The following is a 16432-nucleotide window of genomic DNA, read 5'->3' on the forward strand; positions in this document are numbered from 1 at the left end:
GTTCTCACCGGCCCAAGTCTCCACGCACGGCGGAACGCAGGAGTGAGGCGTGCAATTCCAGTAGAAGGCCGGAAATCTCCCTGGCCGTCTCGTCGGCCCGGTCGATGGCTCCTGGGGCCCTGCGGCGAAGCAGCGGGGCGACGGCCTGCTCCACGAGCCCGGCCTCGCGCTCGGCCGCGGCCTTGACGACCCGCAGGTGACGCGCCCGCAGGCCGAAGGCCGCCAGTGCCCCGACACTGCGGGCCACGGCCAGCGCCTCGGCGCCGTAGTAGCGGGCCACGGCGGCCACCAGGCCGAAATCCTCGAGCTCGGCGAGGGTCGTCTCGTCGAGCTCGGCGGCGGCCAGCAACTCCGCCCGGGTGAGCCGGACCTCGGCCGGCGCCTCGTCGGGGAGGGCGCGCGGAGGGGCGACGGGCCGCTCCTCGCGGTCCGCCGCCTCGAGCCGGTCCTTGATCACGCGCAGCGGCAGGTAACGGTCACGCTGTTCGCCGAGGATGTAGCGCAGCCGCTCGACGTCGGCGTAGCTGAACTTCCGGTAGCCGGAGGGACTGCGCTCCGGCTCGATCAGCCCCTCGCCCTCCAGGAAACGGATCTTGGAGATGCTGACGTCGGGGAACTCACCCTGCAGAAGGGCGAGCACCTCCCCGATGCTCATGTGCGAACGAGCCGCCTGGGAGCTCATCATCCTCCAGCGGCGCCACGGGTGAGGAAGACCAGCCGGAACTTGCCGATCTGCACCTCGTCGCCGCCGTACAGCGGAACCTCCTCGATCCGCTCGCGGTTGACGTAGGTGCCGTTGAGGCTGCCCACGTCGCGAACGGTGAACACCCCGCCGCCGCGGCGGTAGAACTCCACGTGACGGCGCGAGACGGTGATGTCGTCGAGGAAGATGTCGCTCTCGGGATGGCGGCCGACCGTGGTCAGGTCGCTGTCCAGCAGGAAGCGGCTGCCCGCGTTCGGGCCACGCATGGCGACGAGCAGCGCGGTGCCCGGAGGCAGCTGCTCGACGGCCTGCCGCTCGGCGAGAAGCGTCTCTCCGGTCTCCGCCTCGTAGGCCTCGATTCCGGACAGGGAGATCGTCGAAGTGCTGTCTCCCGGAGAATCGGACCTGGTCAGCGGCGACCCGCATCGTGAACAGAAACGGGCATCCTCAGGGTTGGCATGACCGCACTGCGTGCAGTAGACGCTCGGCATCGATCGGCTCGGCCTCCTACCGCGAAGACGCGGCAACGGTACTCAGTGTTGCGCGCCTCGCTTCATCGCTTCTCAAGTATTTGCTCAGACTGCGAATGCCGCAACATACACCGAGGAGACGCAAAGATCAAGGCCGACGCTCGACCACGGGTTGGGTCGCTGACAAAGCTACAGCCGCGCGGCGTCCCCGGTCCATGCCGCCGCGCTGGGATTTCCCACTCTCTCCACCCGCAAACCTCTCTCCCGTCCCCCGCTCGCGCTCCTCACACCCCGCCGCGCCGTTCTCGCCCCGGCGGCACCTCAGGTCTCCGCGGCCTCCTCGACGACCCCGGCCCAGTGCTCCAGCAGGCTCTGCGCGGAGTCGACGTCCGCGGCTTCGGCCCACAGGTGGGTGACCGCCTCGGCCGGATCGGGCAGCACCAGCGCCCAGCTGCCGTCGTCGGCCACGACCCGCACCCCGTCGGTGGTGTCGATGCGGTACAGCTCGGCCGCCTCGATGACCGAGCGCATCACCACGCCCTTGGCCGCCCACGGGGTCGGGACCGTACGGCGCAGCAGCCTCGCCTCGGGGATCCTGGCGTCGATCTGGCTGAGCGACAGGCGGGTCCTGGCGACCAGGCCGAGCAGGCGCAGGAACACCGCCAGGCCGTCCACCGTGGGCCCGAACTCGGGCACGACGAAGCCGCCCCGCCCGTCGGCGGCGAAGATCATGTCATGGCCCCTGGCCGAGGCGGTCAGCGCGTCGGTCGCGGTGGGGGTCCACTCGACCCGCACCCCGTGGAAGCGGGAGACCTGCTCGGCCACCCGGGTCGTGGTGACCGGCAGCGCCACCCGGCCGCCGCGGCGCTCGGCCGCGACGAGGTCCAGCACCACCAGCAGGGCCCGCTCCTCGCTGATCAGCTGGCCCATCTCGTCCACGAGCGCGATCCGCTCCCCCACCGGGTCGAACCGCACCCCGAAGGCCGCCCTGGAGGAGCCGACGAGCTCGGAGAGGCGTTGCAGGGCGCGGCGGCGCTCGGCGAGGGTCTCGGTCGGCGAGGCGTCGTCCAGGCGGTTGTTGACGGTGAGCACCTCGACGCCCACCCGTCCCAGGAGGCTGGGCAGCACCAGCGAGGAGGTGCCGCCCGCGCAGTCGACCACGACCTTCATGTCGGCGTCGCGGACCCCGCCGACGTCCACGCAGCGCAGCAACTCGTGGGTGTAGTCCTCGACCGCCCTGGCCGGGAAGCTGAGCTCGGCGATCTCCCCGGGGAACGCGCGGCGGAACTCCTGGCGGGAGAAGATCCGCTCCAGCTTGCGCTGGGCCCCCTGGGAGAGGTCGGCGCCCCGCTCGTCCATGAAGACGATGTCCACGCTCTGCGGGTCGCCGGGAGTGGTCCGCAGCGCGATGCCGCCGACGGCGTTCTCCCTGGCGGTGTGGAAGCGCGAGACCGGCAGCGGGGCGGCCTCCAGGTCGAGCACGTCGATCGCGCTGGCGTTCAGCGCGCTGATCACCGCCCGTTTCAGCGCCCTGGCCGCGCGTGAGGAGTCCCGGGAGGTGATGACCGAGGTGCCCTTCTTCAGGGTGGTCGCGTAGGCGCTGGCGAGCCGTACGCACAGCTCGGGGGTGATCTCCACGTTGACCAGCCCGGAGACCCCTCGCGGGCCGAACAGGCTGCGCTGGCCGCGCGGCTCCCAGATGACGCTGGTGTTGACCACCGCGCCGGCCTCGATGGTCTTGAACGGATACACCTTGACGCCGGAGGAGACGTACGCCTCGGCCTCGATGATGCACTCGTCGCCGACGACGGCGCTCTCCTCGATCCTGACGCCGGTCATCAGGTCGGTGTTCTTGCCGACGACGCACCCTCTCAGGTGGGTGCTCGGCCCCACGTAGACGTTGTCGTGGACGACCGCGCGGTGCAGGAAGGCGCCCTCGCGGACGACCACGTTGCTGCCCAGCACGGTGTACTCGCGCAGCTCGGCCCCCGCCTCGACCTTGGCGTAGTCGCCGACGTAGAGGGGGCCCTTGAGCACGGCGTCCGCGTCGACCGAGGCCCCCTCGGCCACCCAGACGCCCGGGGAGACCTCGAAGGCGTCGACGTCCACCCTGACCCGCCCGGACAGCACGTCGGCCTGGGCCTTGAGGTAGCTCTCGTGGGTGCCGACGTCCTCCCAGTAGCCGTCGGCGACGTAGCCGTACAGCGGGGCTCCGCGCGCCAGCAGGCTGGGGAAGACGTCCGCCGACCAGTCGACCTGCTCCCCGGCGGCGATCTCGTCGAGCACCTCCGGCTCCATCACGTAGATGCCGGTGTTGACGGTGTCGGAGAAGACCTGGCCCCAGGTGGGCTTCTCCAGGAAGCGCTCGACCCGGCCGTGGTCGTCGACGATGACGATGCCGAACTCCAGCGGGTTGGGGACGCGCTTGAGCCCGATGGTGACCAGGGCCCCGTTCTCCCGGTGGAAGCGGATCATGTCGCCGAGGTCGATGTCGGTGAGCGCGTCGCCGGAGATGACCAGGAAGCGGTCGTCACGGAGCTTGTCGGCGGCGTTCTTGACGCTGCCCGCGGTGCCGAGCGGGGTGTCCTCGGTCGCGTAGTAGAGGCTCATGCCGAGTTCGTCGCCGTCGCCGAAGTAGTTGCGGACCAGCACCGCCAGGAACTGCACGGTCACCACGGTCTCGGTGAAGCCGTGCCGCTTCAGCAGGCGCAGCACATGCTCCATGATCGGCCGGTTGATTACAGGTAGCAGCGGTTTGGGCTGGTTCGCGGTCATCGGCCGGAGCCGTGTCCCCTCCCCGCCCGCCATCACGACGGCCTTCACAGATCACCTCTTAAGGCGTGCGGCTCCTCGTATGAGCTGACGCACCTGTACCCAATACAGCACCCCCGACCACCAGTACAGGCCGGTACCCCAGATCGCCAGCGACCATCCGACGATTCGGGCGGGACCGGCGTACCAGGCGTCGTGGTGGGCGAGGAAGAGGAGCGGGAAGGCGTAGAGCAGGTTGGCGGTCGCGGCCTTGCCGAGGAAGTGTACCGGCAGCGCCGGGCCGTACCCCAGGCGGCGCAGGAAGAACGGGATGCCCAGCAGCATGACGTCGCGCAGCGGGATCGCCAGGGCCAGCCACCAGGGAATGATCTCGCGCAGGGCAAGGCCCAGCAGGGTGGCCAGGATGTAGAGCCGGTCGGCCAGGGGGTCGAGCAGGCGGCCGAGCCTGCTGGTCTGGTTCCACGCGCGGGCGATCTTGCCGTCGAGCCAGTCGGAGAAGCCCGCCAGCATCAGCAACGCGACGGCCCAGCCGTCGGCCTTGGGCCCCAGCACCAGCCAGAGGAAGACCGGCACACCGAGGAGCCTGGCCAGGCTCAGCGCGTTGGGAACCGTCCAGATGCGGTCTTCGGCTCCCGATGCTTCCGGATTCACCCGAATGTCTCCCCTCCCCGTGCTTGATGCCGACCCTACTGTGTCCGATTCAGGCAGGTGGCGGGTGGCGGGGGACGATCGGGCCCGGCTCCGGGAACGCACAGGGCGGGATGACGGGGCGGGAAGGCGGACCGGGACGGGCGCGGCGGCGGTTCCCCTTCGGAGCGGACGCCGCGCCCGTCACCGGCCCCTCAGCGCGCGTTCCCGACGGCCGCCAGTGGGCGGTCCCGCCTCCAGAGACGGTCGAGGGCGAAGGCGCCGCCGCCGCTGAAGCCGACGGCCAGGCAGACGGCGATCAGGACGAGGACGTACTCGTAGCCGCCCTGCTGGGAGAAGAATCCCCTGCTCCCGTGTACGAAGACGATCGCGCCGGCCATGTCGAGGGCGAGGAAGACCCCGAAGAAGGGAAGCGCCGCCCCGACGATGAAGGCCGCGCCGCCGAGGAGCTCGCTGCCCGCCACGACGGGGGCCGCCACTGACGGTAGGGGGATGCCCAGGGACTCGAACCCCTTGGTGACCTCGGTCATCCCTTCGGTGAAGAACTTCTGCAGTCCGTGTGCGACGAACACGATGCCGATGACGACCCGCGCCAACAGCAGGGTGAATGGCCCGATTCTCTCCAGCATGACGTCTCTCCTGTTGCGATGTAGTTCTCTGGGTGAACCGGCACCCGACAGGTCGACGTGTGATTGAAAATTGAACCATTTGGGAATGGTGAAGCGCCGCCATCGCACGTGTCATCAAGAAGGGGCCGGAACTGCGCATTTGGTGCACCGAACACTTCGCTCGCCATCGAGCGGGTGACCAAGGACGGCGGGTGACGGACCCGGCCACGGATGTTCCTTGACCCACGTAGCATCCAACTATTCGCAACTCTCCCTGTCAATAACTTTCCGACCGCGACGGCTCCGGCCGCACGGCGAAGGCCTCGGTCGCACGGCGGGCGGGTCCGCCGCGCCGCCGCGGCCCGGATTCCGGTCCTCCGCGAACCCCGGTCGCGGCCGTGCCCCGTCTCAGGACCGGCGGACCGCGGCCCGGGGCGACCAGGCCCAGATGAGCAGGGCCGCGGTCAGCCCGGACAGGACGAGGCCGCCGGCCACGTGGAGACTCGGCGGCTCGGGGCCGAAGTGCTGGCCGAGGCCGCCCAGGAGCAGGCCGAGGCTGGCCGCCGCGGGCCATCCGGCCCCCCGCCCCGGGCGCCAGACCAGCAGGGCCGCGGCGCTCTGGAGCAGCGCGATCAGGTGCACCACCGTCCCGACCATGACGTGGGTCTCGGCCGGGACCGCCCCGCCCCGTACCGCCTGCCCGGCGAAGGACGCCGCGACGAGCAGGCCGACCAGCTGGGCGGTGACCAGGACGCGCAGGCCGTACAGCAGGCCCCCGGAGACGGCGCGCCCGGGCGCCGCGGACGGCTGGGCGACGATCTCCCGCATGGGATGTGCTCCTTCCGGCGGTCGGTTCGGAACACATCGTGGGCGCGCGGGCCCGCCGGGTCGTCAGCCCGGGGGTTTACCCGCCGATCCGCCGCAGGGGGGATTCGCCGCGGGGCCGTTCCATATCGGCGTGAACGGCCCCTGGACACGGAAGAGCTCAGCCATGTGAGACCGTACGGATCCAGCCGGTCTACGAAACGGTAAAAAACACCACAGATCTCTCGTGTCCCTCCTCCTCAGGAAGGAAAGCTCCTTCCAGGGATCGGCACGAAAATCAGCCGAATTACTGGGTCGTAGAGCCCGGCTCAGCCTCTACCCTTCAGTTCATGACCAAAGACACCACGCTCTTCCTGGGACAGTGGCTACGCTCCCCGGGAACCGTTGGGGCGGTGGCGCCGAGCTCGCAGCGGCTCGCCGAGACGGTGGCCACCCCGGTCCCCCATCGAGGCGACCCCGTGGTCGTCGAGCTCGGTCCCGGCACCGGGGCGTTCACCGCGGAGATCCAGCGGCGGCTCGGTGGCAGGGGCTACCACCTGGCCGTCGAGATCAACCCGGCGCTGGCCTCGTTCCTGTCGGCCCGGCACCCGAAGGTGGACGTGGTGGTCGACGACGCGGCGCGGCTGCCCGAGCTGCTGCGCGAGCGGGGTCTGGACAGGGCGGACGCGATCGTGAGCGGACTGCCCTGGGCGGCGTTCTCGGAGGAGACGCAGACGCGCCTGATGGACGCGGTCGTCGCGATCATGGGGCAGCACACGGCCTTCACCACCTTCGCCTACAGCTTCGCCAAGGTCATGCGGCCCGCGCAGCGCTTCCGCCGGCGCCTGCACGACACCTTCGAGGAGGTCGTCATCGGCAAGACCGTGTGGGGCAACCTCCCTCCCGCCTTCGTCTACCACTCGCGCAGGCCGCGCTCCTTCGAGTCCGGTTCCGTGGGAGCCTGAGCGGCGGCCCACTCCGGACCTCGGCGGACCTCAGCGGAAGGCCTCCCCGAACCTCGATGCGGCGTACCCTCGCGCCTCGGCCGCCTGGTCGAAGAAGCCCGGCAGCCCGAAGAAGCCGTGGACGGCGCCGTCGTAGCGCCTGAGCTCGACGGGGACACCGGCCGAGGCCAGCCGGGCGGCGTAGGTCTCGGCCTCGTCGCGGAGCGGGTCGTACTCGGCGGTGATCACCGTGGCCGGGGGCAGGCCCGCCTTGTCGGCGAGGCGGAGCGGCACCAGCGCGGGGTCGGCCGGGTCTCCGCCGTACTGCTCGGCGAACCACGCCATCTCGTCGGCGCCCAGCCCGAAGCCCGTGGCGCAGGCCCGGTAGCTCGGAGTGTCCATCGCCACGTCGAGCACCGGATAGATCAGCATCTGGTGGACCAGGCGGAGCCCCGCGTCCCTGGCCCGCCAGGCCGCGACCGCGGCGAGGTTGCCCCCGGCGCTGTCGCCGCAGACGGCGATCCTCGCGGGATCCGCCCCGTAGGCCTCGGGGCGGGCGAAGACGTCCTCGACGGCGGCCCAGGCGTCGTCGGCGGCGGCCGGGAAGGGGTGCTCGGGCGCGAGCCGGTAGTCCACCGAGACCACGACGGCCCCGTTGCGCGCTGACAGGTCACGGCCGAGGGCGTCGTTGCGCTCGACGCTGCCGAACACCCAGCCGCCACCGTGGAAGTAGACGATCGCGGGGAGCGGGCGGCCGCCCTCCTCGGGGCGGTAGACCCGGACCGGCACTCCGGCGGCGACGTCGTCCCTGACGACCGGCAGCGGCGTCCTGGGGCCCCGCTGCACGGCGAAGGCGTCGTCGCCCCGCATCCGGACGATCTCCCCGGGCGTGAGCGAGGAGATCGGGACCCCGAGGTCGGTGGGGAACCGCTTCAGGTAGGCCTCGGCCTGGGGGTGCAACGGCATGACGGCACCATACCCGCCTTCCCCGTCTCCGCGCCGCCGCCGCGCGCCCACGTTCCGCCCGCCCGGCGCCCGTCCGGGCCTCTTGAGCGCCCGTCCGGGCCTCTGAGCGTCCGTCCGGCGCCCGTTCAGCGCCCCGCGGCCTCGACCAGCGCCTCGACCAGCCGGTTGTCGCCGCCGCGCTCGGGGTGCCACTGCACGCCGACGGCGAAGGGGTGCCCCTGAAGCTCGATGCCCTCGACGATCTGGTCGTCGGCCCAGGCGACGGCGAGCAGGCCGGTGCCCAGCCGCTTGACGGCCTGGTGATGCGGCGCGGTCACCTCGGCCCGGTCGCCGAGCGCCTTGCCCAGGTTGCTCGACACGCTGATCTGGATGAGATGCGTACGGCCCGCCTCGGAGTGACGGTCGTGGCCGACCTCGTCCGCGAGCCACGGGATCAGGGAGCCGCCCTGGGCGACGTTGAGGACGTGCATGCCCCGGGCGACGGCGAGCAGCGGCAGCCCCGCCTGGACGGCGGCGCGGACCAGGGCCAGTTCGAAGCGGTCGCGGTGGGCCTGGGGCTCTTCGGCCCGCTCCTCGCGGGCCGCGCCGTACAGGGCGGGGTCGAGCTCACAGCCACCGGCGAGGATCAGCCCGGACAGGCCCCGCACGTAGTCGCCGGCGGCACCCGGGGTCATGGGCGGGAGCAGTACGGGGGCCCCGCCCGCCTTCTCGACGGCACGGGCGTACGCGGGTGGCGACAGGACGGCCTCGCGGACCCAGCTGCCCCAGCGGGCTGCCTCAAGGTAAGCGGTGACGCCGATCAGGGGTCGGGGCATGAGTTCTCCAACAGGGCCATGTGGAAGACGGCGCCCTCGTTTCGGACGGCACCCATCCAGCCTCCAGAAGCCCCCCTATCATTGCGCACACTATTTCGGTTTTGTCACGCATCTGAAGGTATCGGTGTCGTCTCGTCCGGTACCGCCCGGCGCCCGGGAGGGGGCGGCGGGCGGCGCCGGCCACCCCGGCCGATGAACATGACAAAAATCCTCAGAACGGGTAAATCCCCACCTTCGGGTAAATGTGATTCTTATTCGCTTTACCCTCCACCCTCCGGTCGGCATGGTCACTCAAAATAGCGACACAATTACGGATAGTTTGAATTCCCACCATATGCCGGGAACACGTTGTGACACCCACAAGGTGATGGAAGACTCAAATTCGAGCGCCCCGGTGCGCCGGGGCCGCCGGACGCTCATCACCCGGAACCGTCAGGAGGTAGATCTGCGTGATCGGATTTTTGATCCGGTCAATTAGGGTGGGTTCCGTCCATGTCTTTGAATCCCCGTCTCGTGAAGGAAAGCTTCGCCGTCATCGAACCCGTCGCGGACAAGGCCGCGGCGTACTTCTACGGGCGCCTGTTCGCCGAGAGCCCGCACCTGCGGGCGATGTTCCCCCCGGCGATGGGGCCCCAGCGCGACCGCCTGTTCGGCGCGCTGACCAGGGTCGTCTGGAGTCTCGACAGCCCGGACAGCCTGTCGTCGTTCCTCGGCCGGCTCGGCCGCGACCACCGCAAGTACGGCGTGCGCCCCGAGCACTACACCACCCTCGGCAACGCGCTGCTGGCCACGGTAAGGTGCTTCGCCGCCGAGGTGTGGAGCCCCGCCATGGAGGCGGCGTGGCTGGCCGCCTACACCGTCGCCACCGACATCATGATCAGTTCCGCCGAGTCCGACGCGGGAACGTTCCCGCCCTGGTGGCTGGCCGAGGTGATCGACCACGAGCTCCGTACCCCGGACATCGCGGTGATCACGCTGCGGCCCGGCGAGCGGCTGCCGTACCTGCCGGGCCAGTACGTCAACGTGCAGACGGCGCGCTGGCCACGGGTGTGGCGCCCGTTCTCCATCGCGAACGCGCCGAAGGAGGACAACACCGTCCGCCTGCACGTCCGGGCGGTCCCCGGGGGCTGGGTCTCCACCGCGCTGGTCGAGCACACCGGGATCGGGGACACGCTGATGCTCGGCGCCCCGGTCGGCACGATGACCCCCACCGGCTCGGGACGCGACATCCTGTGCGTCGCGGGCGGCACCGGGCTGGCGCCGCTGAAGGCCATCGTGGAGCACGCGATCGAGTCGGACGCGCCTTCGAGTGTCTGCGTGCTGTACGGCGCGCGCACCTCGCGCGAGCTCTACGACCTGCCCGACCTGATCAGGATGCAGTCGCGCTCTCCCCGGCTGAAGGTGCTGCCCGTGGTCTCCGGCGACCCCGGCTACGGTGGCACGCGGGGGAAGGTGTCCGAGATACTGGAACGGTTCCGCTCCTGGGCGGGCCACGAGGTCTACGTCTGCGGCCCCGCCGCCATGGTCGACGAGACCGTCCGCGCACTCCGGCGGAACGGCGTGCCGTCCGCCGATATCCACCGGGACCTCGTCCCCGGAGAATGCTGACCGATATTCACGACCAACCACTCAATTCATGACGCGATTCACAGAGCCCGTGACGGGACAGGTCGCGACATGGCAGCATGAGCCCGCATCCGGAGGGAGGGCGATGACCAGGCCCGTCACCCTTGTGACATTCGTGCTTCCCTCTGCCCTGGGGCACTGGGCGGGCGACATGGTGGAGATCCGCGTCTTCGCGGTCGCCGAGCGTCACGGCGCCCTTCCCACGCTGGGCGCCGCGCTCGACACGCTCTGCCGCAGGCATCCGTCGCTCGAGCGGCGGATCCGCGACGACCACGGGCGTGTCCGCCGCCACATCAGCATGTTCGTCTGCGGTGAGAACGCCAGAGGTCTCGGCGGCCTCGACTGCGCCCTGCCGCCGGGTGCCGAGGTGCACGTGCTACCCGCGCTGAGCCGGATGTGCTGACGCGCCGGGCCCTCCCCCGGCGCCTCCGCGGTGCTCCCGGTGCTCCCGGTGCTCCCGGTGCTCCCGGTGCTCCTGCGGCGCGTTCCCGCGCCGCTCCCGCGATGCCCCCGCGTTTCCCGGGCCGTCCCGCAGGGACCCGGCCTCTCTCACCCGCCGGCGCCCGCCGGAGAACCGGCGGGCGGGGATCCGGCGGGCCGCCCGAGAGCCTCCGCGATGGCCATGGCGTCCTGATATTCGCGCCAGTGCGTCACCTTGCCGTCCCGCGCCCTGAGGACACCGACGAAGGGGGCGGTCGCACGGCGGCCGGTGGTGGTGACCGTTCCGGTGATCTCGTACTCGACGACGATCACCTCCGGGTCGGCCGTCTCGTGGACGGCCAGCTCCCGGATCTCGTCGAACCGTACCGGGAGGGCGGCCCGGCCCTGGGCGGCGAAGGCGGCGAACCTCTCCCGCCCCTCGACGCGCCGGGGTCTGCCCGGCGGGGCGAAGGGCATCTCGACGACGACGTCCTCGGCGAGGAGGCCTCCCTCCGTGATGGCGACGTCGTCGAGCCAGTACCGCCGCATGCGCTCGAACAGCTCGCGGGGTCCGGGAACGTCGCTGGGTCCGGGCATGGTGGGTCCCTTCCACGAGGAGCGAATAAGATGAGTCGTTACTCACCTTCAATATGGTGAGTCGCGACTCACCTTGTCAACGCCCGAAGGGATCCGATCGGATGACCACCCCCTCGACCCCCGCCACCGACGGCCCGCCCCAAAGGATGCGCGCCGACGCCCGCCGCAACCGGGCCCGGATCCTCGCGGCCGCCGAGGAGGTCTTCGCGGAGAAGGGACCGTCGGCGTCGACCGAGGAGGTCGCCGCCCGCGCGGGAGTGGCGATCGGCACGGTCTTCAAGCACTTCCCCACCAAGCAGGACCTGCTGCGGGCCATCATGAAGGACCTGCTGGCACGCCTCACCCAGGAGGTGGACACCCTGGCGGGAGACGGCGACCCGGCGACGGCGCTGTTCGACTTCGTCTCCGGGACGGTCGAGCAGGCTGCGCGGAAGAGAACGGTCGTCGGACTGCTGGCCGAATCGGGCGCCGGGCTCCAGCTCGCCGACTCCGTGCAGCTCCTTCGCCAGGGGGTCGAGGGGCTGCTGGCCCGCTCCCAGCGGGCCGGAGCCGTCCGCGAGGACGTCCGCCCCGACGAGGTCCTGGCCCTGCTCACCGCCGCCTGTCAGGGGGCGCTGAGCGCGGGCTGGGACCGCGACCTCCAGCGCCGCACCCTCGCCATCGTCTTCGACGGGCTCCGCCCTCCGGCCTGGAGGACGGGCGCCGACCCGGCGCCAGGTCCGCGGGATCTTTGACGGCCGCGCGACATCGTGCACGCGTTCGCGGGCCGGAAGGAGAGGCGCGCAGGTCCGGGAGATCCCGCGGGATCCGCCCCGGCTCCGGCCGCCCGTACGGCCGCGGATTAGCATGGACGTGAGATCGGGCGGTCTGGACCGGTGGTCGGCAAGGAGGCCACGATGGACTACGACGTGTTCGACCTGGGAGATGTCCGGCTGCAGAGCGGGGCGACGCTGCCCGACGCCAAGCTCGCCTACAAGACCTACGGCGAGCTCGACGCTGACGGGGGCAACGCGATCGTCTACCCCACGTGGTACTCGGGCCAGCATTACGACAACGAGTGGCTCATCGGCGAGGGCATGGCCCTCGATCCGTCGAGATACTTCATCATCATCCCGAACATGTTCGGCAACGGCCTGTCGTCGTCGCCGAGCAACACCCCGCCACCGCACGACAGGCCGCGCTTTCCGCACGTGACGATGTACGACAACGTCGAGATGCAGCACCGGCTGGTCACCGAGCGGTTCGGCCTGGAGCGTCTCGCGCTCGTCACCGGCTGGTCGATGGGGGCCGGTCAGACCTACCAGTGGGCGGTCAGCCACCCCGAGACGGTCCGGCGGATCCTGCCGTTCTGCGGCGCGGCGAAGACCAGCCTGCACAACATCGTCTTCCTTGAGGGGGTCAAGGCCGCGCTCACCGCCGACGCCGCCTGGAACAACGGCTGGTACGGCGAGCAGCCCGGAACCGGCCTGCGGGCCCTGTCCCGCGTCTACGCGGGCTGGGGCTTCTCCCAGCAGTTCTACCGGGAGAGGACCTTCGAGCGGGACCCGCTCGGCTACGGCTCCCTGGAGGACTTCCTCGTCGGCTTCTGGGAGGGACTGTTCATCAAGCGCGACGCGAACAACCTGCTCGCCATGCTCTGGACCTGGCAGAACGCCGACATCGGCAGGACTCCCGGGTTCGGCGGCGTCGAGGAGGCGCTCGCCTCGATCGGGATGCCCGCGATCATCATGCCCGGCAGACAGGACCTCTACTTCACCCCCGAGGACAACGAGTGGGAGGTCACCCACATGCCGAACGCGGAGCTGCGGGTCATCCCGGGGACGTGGGGGCACTTCGCCGGAGGAGGCCTCAACCCGGTGGACACCGAGTTCATCGACGACGCGCTCAAGGAGCTGCTCGCGCGCGACGCCTGAGACGCGACCGGGGACCCGGCGGCGGCCGTGTGCCGGACCCGCCGACGGGACCCGCGGACGGAACCGGCATGGGGCCCGGTGACGGGACCCGGTGACGGGACCGGGACGCCCGCGGCGCGCGGTGAGGGGCCGGCGGCGGTAGCGTGTGGCCCGCCGTTTCCGCCGTTTTCACCGCGAGCGGCGATGCTCGTCGGCTCTGCGTCACAGGTGATGGTGTGAGATTTCGTGTACTCGGTCCGCTGACCGTGCTCTCCGAAGGCCGGGAGGTGCCGATCGGCGGCAACAAGCTGCGCGTGGTACTGGGCGGTCTGCTGCTGCGTCCCGGCGAGACCGTCCCGGTCTCCCGGCTGGTCTCGTGGTTGTGGGAGGACGGCGCGGACGACCCCGATCGGGCCAGGGCGACCGTGCACAGCTACGTCAACCGGCTGCGGCAGCGGCTCGGGGCGCGGGAGGTGATCCGCACCTTCCCGGACGGCTACCGGGCCGAGGTCGACGCCGGTTCGCTGGACCTGCTGCGCCTGCGCGACCTGGCGAGCGCGGGACGGCGGGCGACCGCCGCCGGGGACCTGCGGTCGGCCGCGCACGTGCTGTCCGAGGCGATCGAGCTGTGGCGGGGGCCCGCGCTGTCCAACGTGGACTCGGCCGCGCTCCACGAGCAGGAGGTGGGGCCGCTGACCGAGGAGTGGCTGCGCCTGCAGGAGCAGTGGCTGGACGTCGGCCTGCGGACCGGCAGGCACGCCGAACTGGTCGCCACACTGCGGGAGCTGACCCGCTCGCATCCGCTGCGGGAGCCGTTCTGGGAGTTCCTGATGCTCGCGCTGCACCGCGGCGGACGCCACGCGGAGGCGCTCCAGGCCTACCACTCGCTGAGCGGGCTGCTGGCCGAGGAGCTCGGCGTCGATCCCGGTCCCTCGCTGCGCGCCACCTATCAGGCGATCCTGACCGACGACCCGTCCGCCCGCCCGCCGCAGGCGTCCGCCACGCGGCAGGAGGCCTCTCCCCCGGTCCCCCGGCAGCTGCGCCCCGACATGCCGGCGTTCGCCGGACGCCGGGCCGAGCTGGCCTCCCTCGACCGGACGCTGGACGACGGCGCGCCGGCGTCCCCGGGATCGGCGGGAGGGCCCAGGATCGTGTCGCTGCAGGGCACCGCGGGATCCGGCAAGACGGCGCTGGCCGTCCACTGGGCGCACCGGATCTCCGGCCGCTTCCCCGACGGGCAGCTCTACCTCGACCTGCACGGGTACGGCCCGGAACCGCCCGTCGATCCGGCGGCGGCCCTGGAGACGCTGCTGCGGGCCCTGGGCACCCCGCCCGGCCGGATCCCCGCCGGTCTCGACGAACGCTCCGCCCTGTTCAGGACGCTCCTGACCGGTAAACGGACGCTCCTGCTGCTCGACAACGCGGGCAGCAGCGAGCAGGTCCGCCCGCTCATCCCCGGCTCCGGCGGCGTGGTCATCGTCACCAGTCGCAACCAGCTGCGCGGCCTCGTCGTCGAATACGGCGCGCTGCGCGTCGTCCTCGACCAGATGCCCCCGCAGGAGGCGGGCGAACTGCTGGCCGAGGTGCTCGGCCAGGAGCGGGTGGCCTCGGCGCCGGAGGCGGTCGCGGAGATCGTGGAGCGGTGCGCCCGCCTTCCGCTGGCCCTGCGCATCTTCGCCGAGCGCGCGGCGCGCTTCCCCGGCGTCCCGCTCGGCAAGCTCGTGGCGGACCTGCGGGACGAGGGCACCCGGCTGTCGGCGCTCGACGCCGGGGACGGCGGCCACACCGATCTGCGCACGGTGTTCTCCTGGACCTACGGCGCCCTGGACCCCGACGCCGCACGGCTGTTCCGGCTCCTCGGCCTGCATCCGGGACCGGAGGTGAGCACGGGGGCGGCCGCCGCCCTGATGGGCGAGGACATCGCCGGGGTCACGCGGCTGCTCGACCGGCTCACCGCCGACCACCTGCTCAGGTCCCGTTTCCCCGGCCGGTACGACTTCCACGACCTGCTGCGCAGCTACGCCGCCGAGCGGGCACAGGAGGGAGAGGACCTCAAGGAGCGGGAGGCCGCGCTCGGCCGGATGCTGGAGTGGTACCTGCACTCCGCCCGCGGGGCCGCCGAGCACCTGCCGCCCGTCGGCCGGGCCCTCGCGGCCGGGCCCGTTCCCGCCGGCCTCAGCCTGCCGAGGTTCGACGGCCCCGAGGAGGCCGTCGGCTGGTACGAGGAGGAGCTGGCCAACCTCATGGCCGCGACCCACTACGCGGCGTCACGGGGATGGCACGGGGCCGCCTGGCGGATTCCCCGGGCGCTGGCGTCGTTCCTCGACTTCCACGTGCCGGGAACGGCGTGGGTCGCCGTCTACCGCGTCGCCGTCGAGGCGAGCAGGCTCGCCCGGGAGTCCTTCGAGGAGGGCTCCGCCCTCAACCACCTGGCCTGGGCCAACACCCGGCTCGGCCGCCTCGGCGAGGCCGTCGCGCACTACGACGAGGCGCTGGCGCTCGCCCGGCGGATCGGAGACCGGGACCTGGAGGGAGACGTGCTGGTCAATCTGGGCGTCACGCTCTTCAAGCTCGGCAGGTTCGCCGAGTCGGCGGCGTGCTACGGCCAGGCGCTGGAGATCGCCAGGGACAGCGGCGACCGGCGCCTCGAGGCCGAGGCGCTCAACGATCTGGCCCACAACGACAACGAACGGGGCCGCCACCACGAGGCGCTGTCCGGCGCGGACACGGCGCTCGGCATCTACACCGAGCTCGGCGACCGGTACCGCCGCGGCGAGGCGCTGCGCACCCTGGGCGCCGCGAACGCCGGGCTCGGCCGGTACGGCGAGGCCGTCGCGCTCTTCCTCGACGCGCTGGAGCTGATGCGGGAGTTCGACGACCGCCGGGGCGAGGCCGAGGTCCTGAGCCTGCTGGGCGAGGCCCTGCACGGCTCGGGCGACCACGGCGCCGCGCGGGCCCGGCGGCGGGAGGCGGCCGAGGTCTTCGCCGAGCTGGACGACGACCGGGCGGCCGCCGTACGGCGACGCCCGGTGGAGACCGGCCCCCTGACCGCCGACCTCCACCGGATCTGAGGGCCGAGAGGGAACGTGCCGCCCGTCCGGCCCCCTGCCGAGGACGAACGGCACGTTCCCGTGGCCCGGACCACACCGGCGGTCCCGGGGAGGGGC

15 protein-coding genes are annotated in these 16432 nt (G+C 71.6%); 6 read left to right on the forward strand and 9 right to left on the reverse strand.

Features of this window, described 5'->3' with window-relative positions; all coding sequences use genetic code 11:
* Window positions 1-4: 4 nt before the first annotated feature.
* The 6 genes from AB0N02_RS30570 to AB0N02_RS30595 all read right to left on the reverse strand — a co-directional run bounded on the left by AB0N02_RS30570 (window position 5) and on the right by AB0N02_RS30595 (window position 6029).
* Window positions 5-655, reverse strand: a complete 651-nt coding sequence (locus AB0N02_RS30570; RefSeq protein ID WP_363953454.1) for a MerR family transcriptional regulator — start codon at window positions 653-655, stop codon at window positions 5-7.
* A gap of 26 nt (window positions 656-681) precedes the next feature.
* A complete protein-coding gene (locus AB0N02_RS30575) occupies window positions 682-1194 on the reverse strand; it encodes an FHA domain-containing protein (protein ID WP_363953456.1) in 513 nt (170 codons plus the stop codon).
* A gap of 300 nt (window positions 1195-1494) precedes the next feature.
* On the reverse strand, window positions 1495-3996 hold the full coding sequence (locus AB0N02_RS30580; RefSeq protein ID WP_363953458.1) for a mannose-1-phosphate guanyltransferase: 2502 nt from the start codon (window positions 3994-3996) through the stop codon (window positions 1495-1497).
* Between the two features lie 3 nt (window positions 3997-3999).
* Window positions 4000-4596, reverse strand: coding sequence for a CDP-alcohol phosphatidyltransferase family protein (locus tag AB0N02_RS30585; protein WP_363953460.1), 597 nt, complete (start codon window positions 4594-4596; stop codon window positions 4000-4002).
* Window positions 4597-4787: 191 nt separating this feature from the next.
* Window positions 4788-5222, reverse strand: coding sequence for a DoxX family protein (locus tag AB0N02_RS30590; protein WP_363953462.1), 435 nt, complete (start codon window positions 5220-5222; stop codon window positions 4788-4790).
* Window positions 5223-5609: 387 nt separating this feature from the next.
* Window positions 5610-6029, reverse strand: a complete 420-nt coding sequence (locus AB0N02_RS30595; RefSeq protein ID WP_363953464.1) for a hypothetical protein — start codon at window positions 6027-6029, stop codon at window positions 5610-5612.
* A gap of 326 nt (window positions 6030-6355) precedes the next feature.
* Between AB0N02_RS30595 and AB0N02_RS30600 the strand changes: the two genes are divergently transcribed.
* Window positions 6356-6970 carry an SAM-dependent methyltransferase gene (locus AB0N02_RS30600; RefSeq protein WP_363953466.1) on the forward strand — a complete coding sequence of 205 codons (615 nt, stop codon included), beginning with the start codon at window positions 6356-6358 and terminating at the stop codon, window positions 6968-6970.
* Window positions 6971-7000: 30 nt separating this feature from the next.
* Here AB0N02_RS30600 and AB0N02_RS30605 read toward each other — a convergent pair whose 3' ends face one another.
* Window positions 7001-7915, reverse strand: a complete 915-nt coding sequence (locus AB0N02_RS30605; RefSeq protein ID WP_363953468.1) for an alpha/beta hydrolase — start codon at window positions 7913-7915, stop codon at window positions 7001-7003.
* A gap of 125 nt (window positions 7916-8040) precedes the next feature.
* Complete coding sequence (locus AB0N02_RS30610; protein ID WP_363953470.1) at window positions 8041-8730, reverse strand: gamma-glutamyl-gamma-aminobutyrate hydrolase family protein; 690 nt, start codon at window positions 8728-8730, stop codon at window positions 8041-8043.
* A gap of 513 nt (window positions 8731-9243) precedes the next feature.
* Here AB0N02_RS30610 and AB0N02_RS30615 point away from each other — a divergent pair.
* Both AB0N02_RS30615 and AB0N02_RS30620 read left to right on the forward strand, forming a co-directional pair.
* A complete protein-coding gene (locus tag AB0N02_RS30615) occupies window positions 9244-10338 on the forward strand; it encodes a globin domain-containing protein (protein ID WP_363953475.1) in 1095 nt (364 codons plus the stop codon).
* 103 nt (window positions 10339-10441) lie between these two features.
* Window positions 10442-10759 (forward strand): molybdopterin synthase sulfur carrier subunit, encoded by a 318-nt coding sequence (locus tag AB0N02_RS30620; RefSeq protein WP_363953477.1) that lies wholly within the window; start codon window positions 10442-10444, stop codon window positions 10757-10759.
* A gap of 146 nt (window positions 10760-10905) precedes the next feature.
* Here the strand turns inward: AB0N02_RS30620 and AB0N02_RS30625 are convergent, their stop codons facing one another.
* Complete coding sequence (locus tag AB0N02_RS30625) at window positions 10906-11373, reverse strand: nuclear transport factor 2 family protein (RefSeq protein WP_363953479.1); 468 nt, start codon at window positions 11371-11373, stop codon at window positions 10906-10908.
* A 101-nt stretch (window positions 11374-11474) separates the two neighbouring features.
* Here AB0N02_RS30625 and AB0N02_RS30630 point away from each other — a divergent pair, with 101 nt between their 5' ends.
* The 3 genes from AB0N02_RS30630 to AB0N02_RS30640 all read left to right on the forward strand — a co-directional run bounded on the left by AB0N02_RS30630 (window position 11475) and on the right by AB0N02_RS30640 (window position 16336).
* On the forward strand, window positions 11475-12107 hold the full coding sequence (locus tag AB0N02_RS30630) for a TetR/AcrR family transcriptional regulator (protein ID WP_363953481.1): 633 nt from the start codon (window positions 11475-11477) through the stop codon (window positions 12105-12107).
* A gap of 162 nt (window positions 12108-12269) precedes the next feature.
* Window positions 12270-13286 carry an alpha/beta fold hydrolase gene (locus AB0N02_RS30635; protein ID WP_363953483.1) on the forward strand — a complete coding sequence of 339 codons (1017 nt, stop codon included), beginning with the start codon at window positions 12270-12272 and terminating at the stop codon, window positions 13284-13286.
* A 215-nt stretch (window positions 13287-13501) separates the two neighbouring features.
* The gene (locus AB0N02_RS30640; RefSeq protein ID WP_363953485.1) at window positions 13502-16336 is read left to right on the forward strand and encodes a BTAD domain-containing putative transcriptional regulator; all 2835 of its coding nucleotides are present in this window, start codon (window positions 13502-13504) and stop codon (window positions 16334-16336) included.
* Window positions 16337-16432 lie beyond the last annotated feature (96 nt).

It is taken from the genome of Streptosporangium sp. NPDC051022, from assembly GCF_040683035.1.
Taxonomy (GTDB): Bacteria; Actinomycetota; Actinomycetes; order Streptosporangiales; family Streptosporangiaceae; genus Streptosporangium.

What these genes read in the sequence shown, in the direction of transcription:
- AB0N02_RS30620 (WP_363953477.1), top strand. Translation starts at nt 10,442, where the DNA reads ATGACCAGGCCCGTCACCCTTGTGACATTCGTGCTTCCCTCTGCCCTG.
- AB0N02_RS30595 (WP_363953464.1), bottom strand. Translation starts at nt 6,029, where the DNA reads ATGCGGGAGATCGTCGCCCAGCCGTCCGCGGCGCCCGGGCGCGCCGTC.
- AB0N02_RS30610 (WP_363953470.1), bottom strand. Translation starts at nt 8,730, where the DNA reads ATGCCCCGACCCCTGATCGGCGTCACCGCTTACCTTGAGGCAGCCCGC.
- AB0N02_RS30605 (WP_363953468.1), bottom strand. Translation starts at nt 7,915, where the DNA reads ATGCCGTTGCACCCCCAGGCCGAGGCCTACCTGAAGCGGTTCCCCACC.
- AB0N02_RS30630 (WP_363953481.1), top strand. Translation starts at nt 11,475, where the DNA reads ATGACCACCCCCTCGACCCCCGCCACCGACGGCCCGCCCCAAAGGATG.
- AB0N02_RS30635 (WP_363953483.1), top strand. Translation starts at nt 12,270, where the DNA reads ATGGACTACGACGTGTTCGACCTGGGAGATGTCCGGCTGCAGAGCGGG.
- AB0N02_RS30590 (WP_363953462.1), bottom strand. Translation starts at nt 5,222, where the DNA reads ATGCTGGAGAGAATCGGGCCATTCACCCTGCTGTTGGCGCGGGTCGTC.
- AB0N02_RS30600 (WP_363953466.1), top strand. Translation starts at nt 6,356, where the DNA reads ATGACCAAAGACACCACGCTCTTCCTGGGACAGTGGCTACGCTCCCCG.
- AB0N02_RS30625 (WP_363953479.1), bottom strand. Translation starts at nt 11,373, where the DNA reads ATGCCCGGACCCAGCGACGTTCCCGGACCCCGCGAGCTGTTCGAGCGC.
- AB0N02_RS30570 (WP_363953454.1), bottom strand. Translation starts at nt 655, where the DNA reads ATGAGCATCGGGGAGGTGCTCGCCCTTCTGCAGGGTGAGTTCCCCGAC.
- AB0N02_RS30575 (WP_363953456.1), bottom strand. Translation starts at nt 1,194, where the DNA reads ATGCCGAGCGTCTACTGCACGCAGTGCGGTCATGCCAACCCTGAGGAT.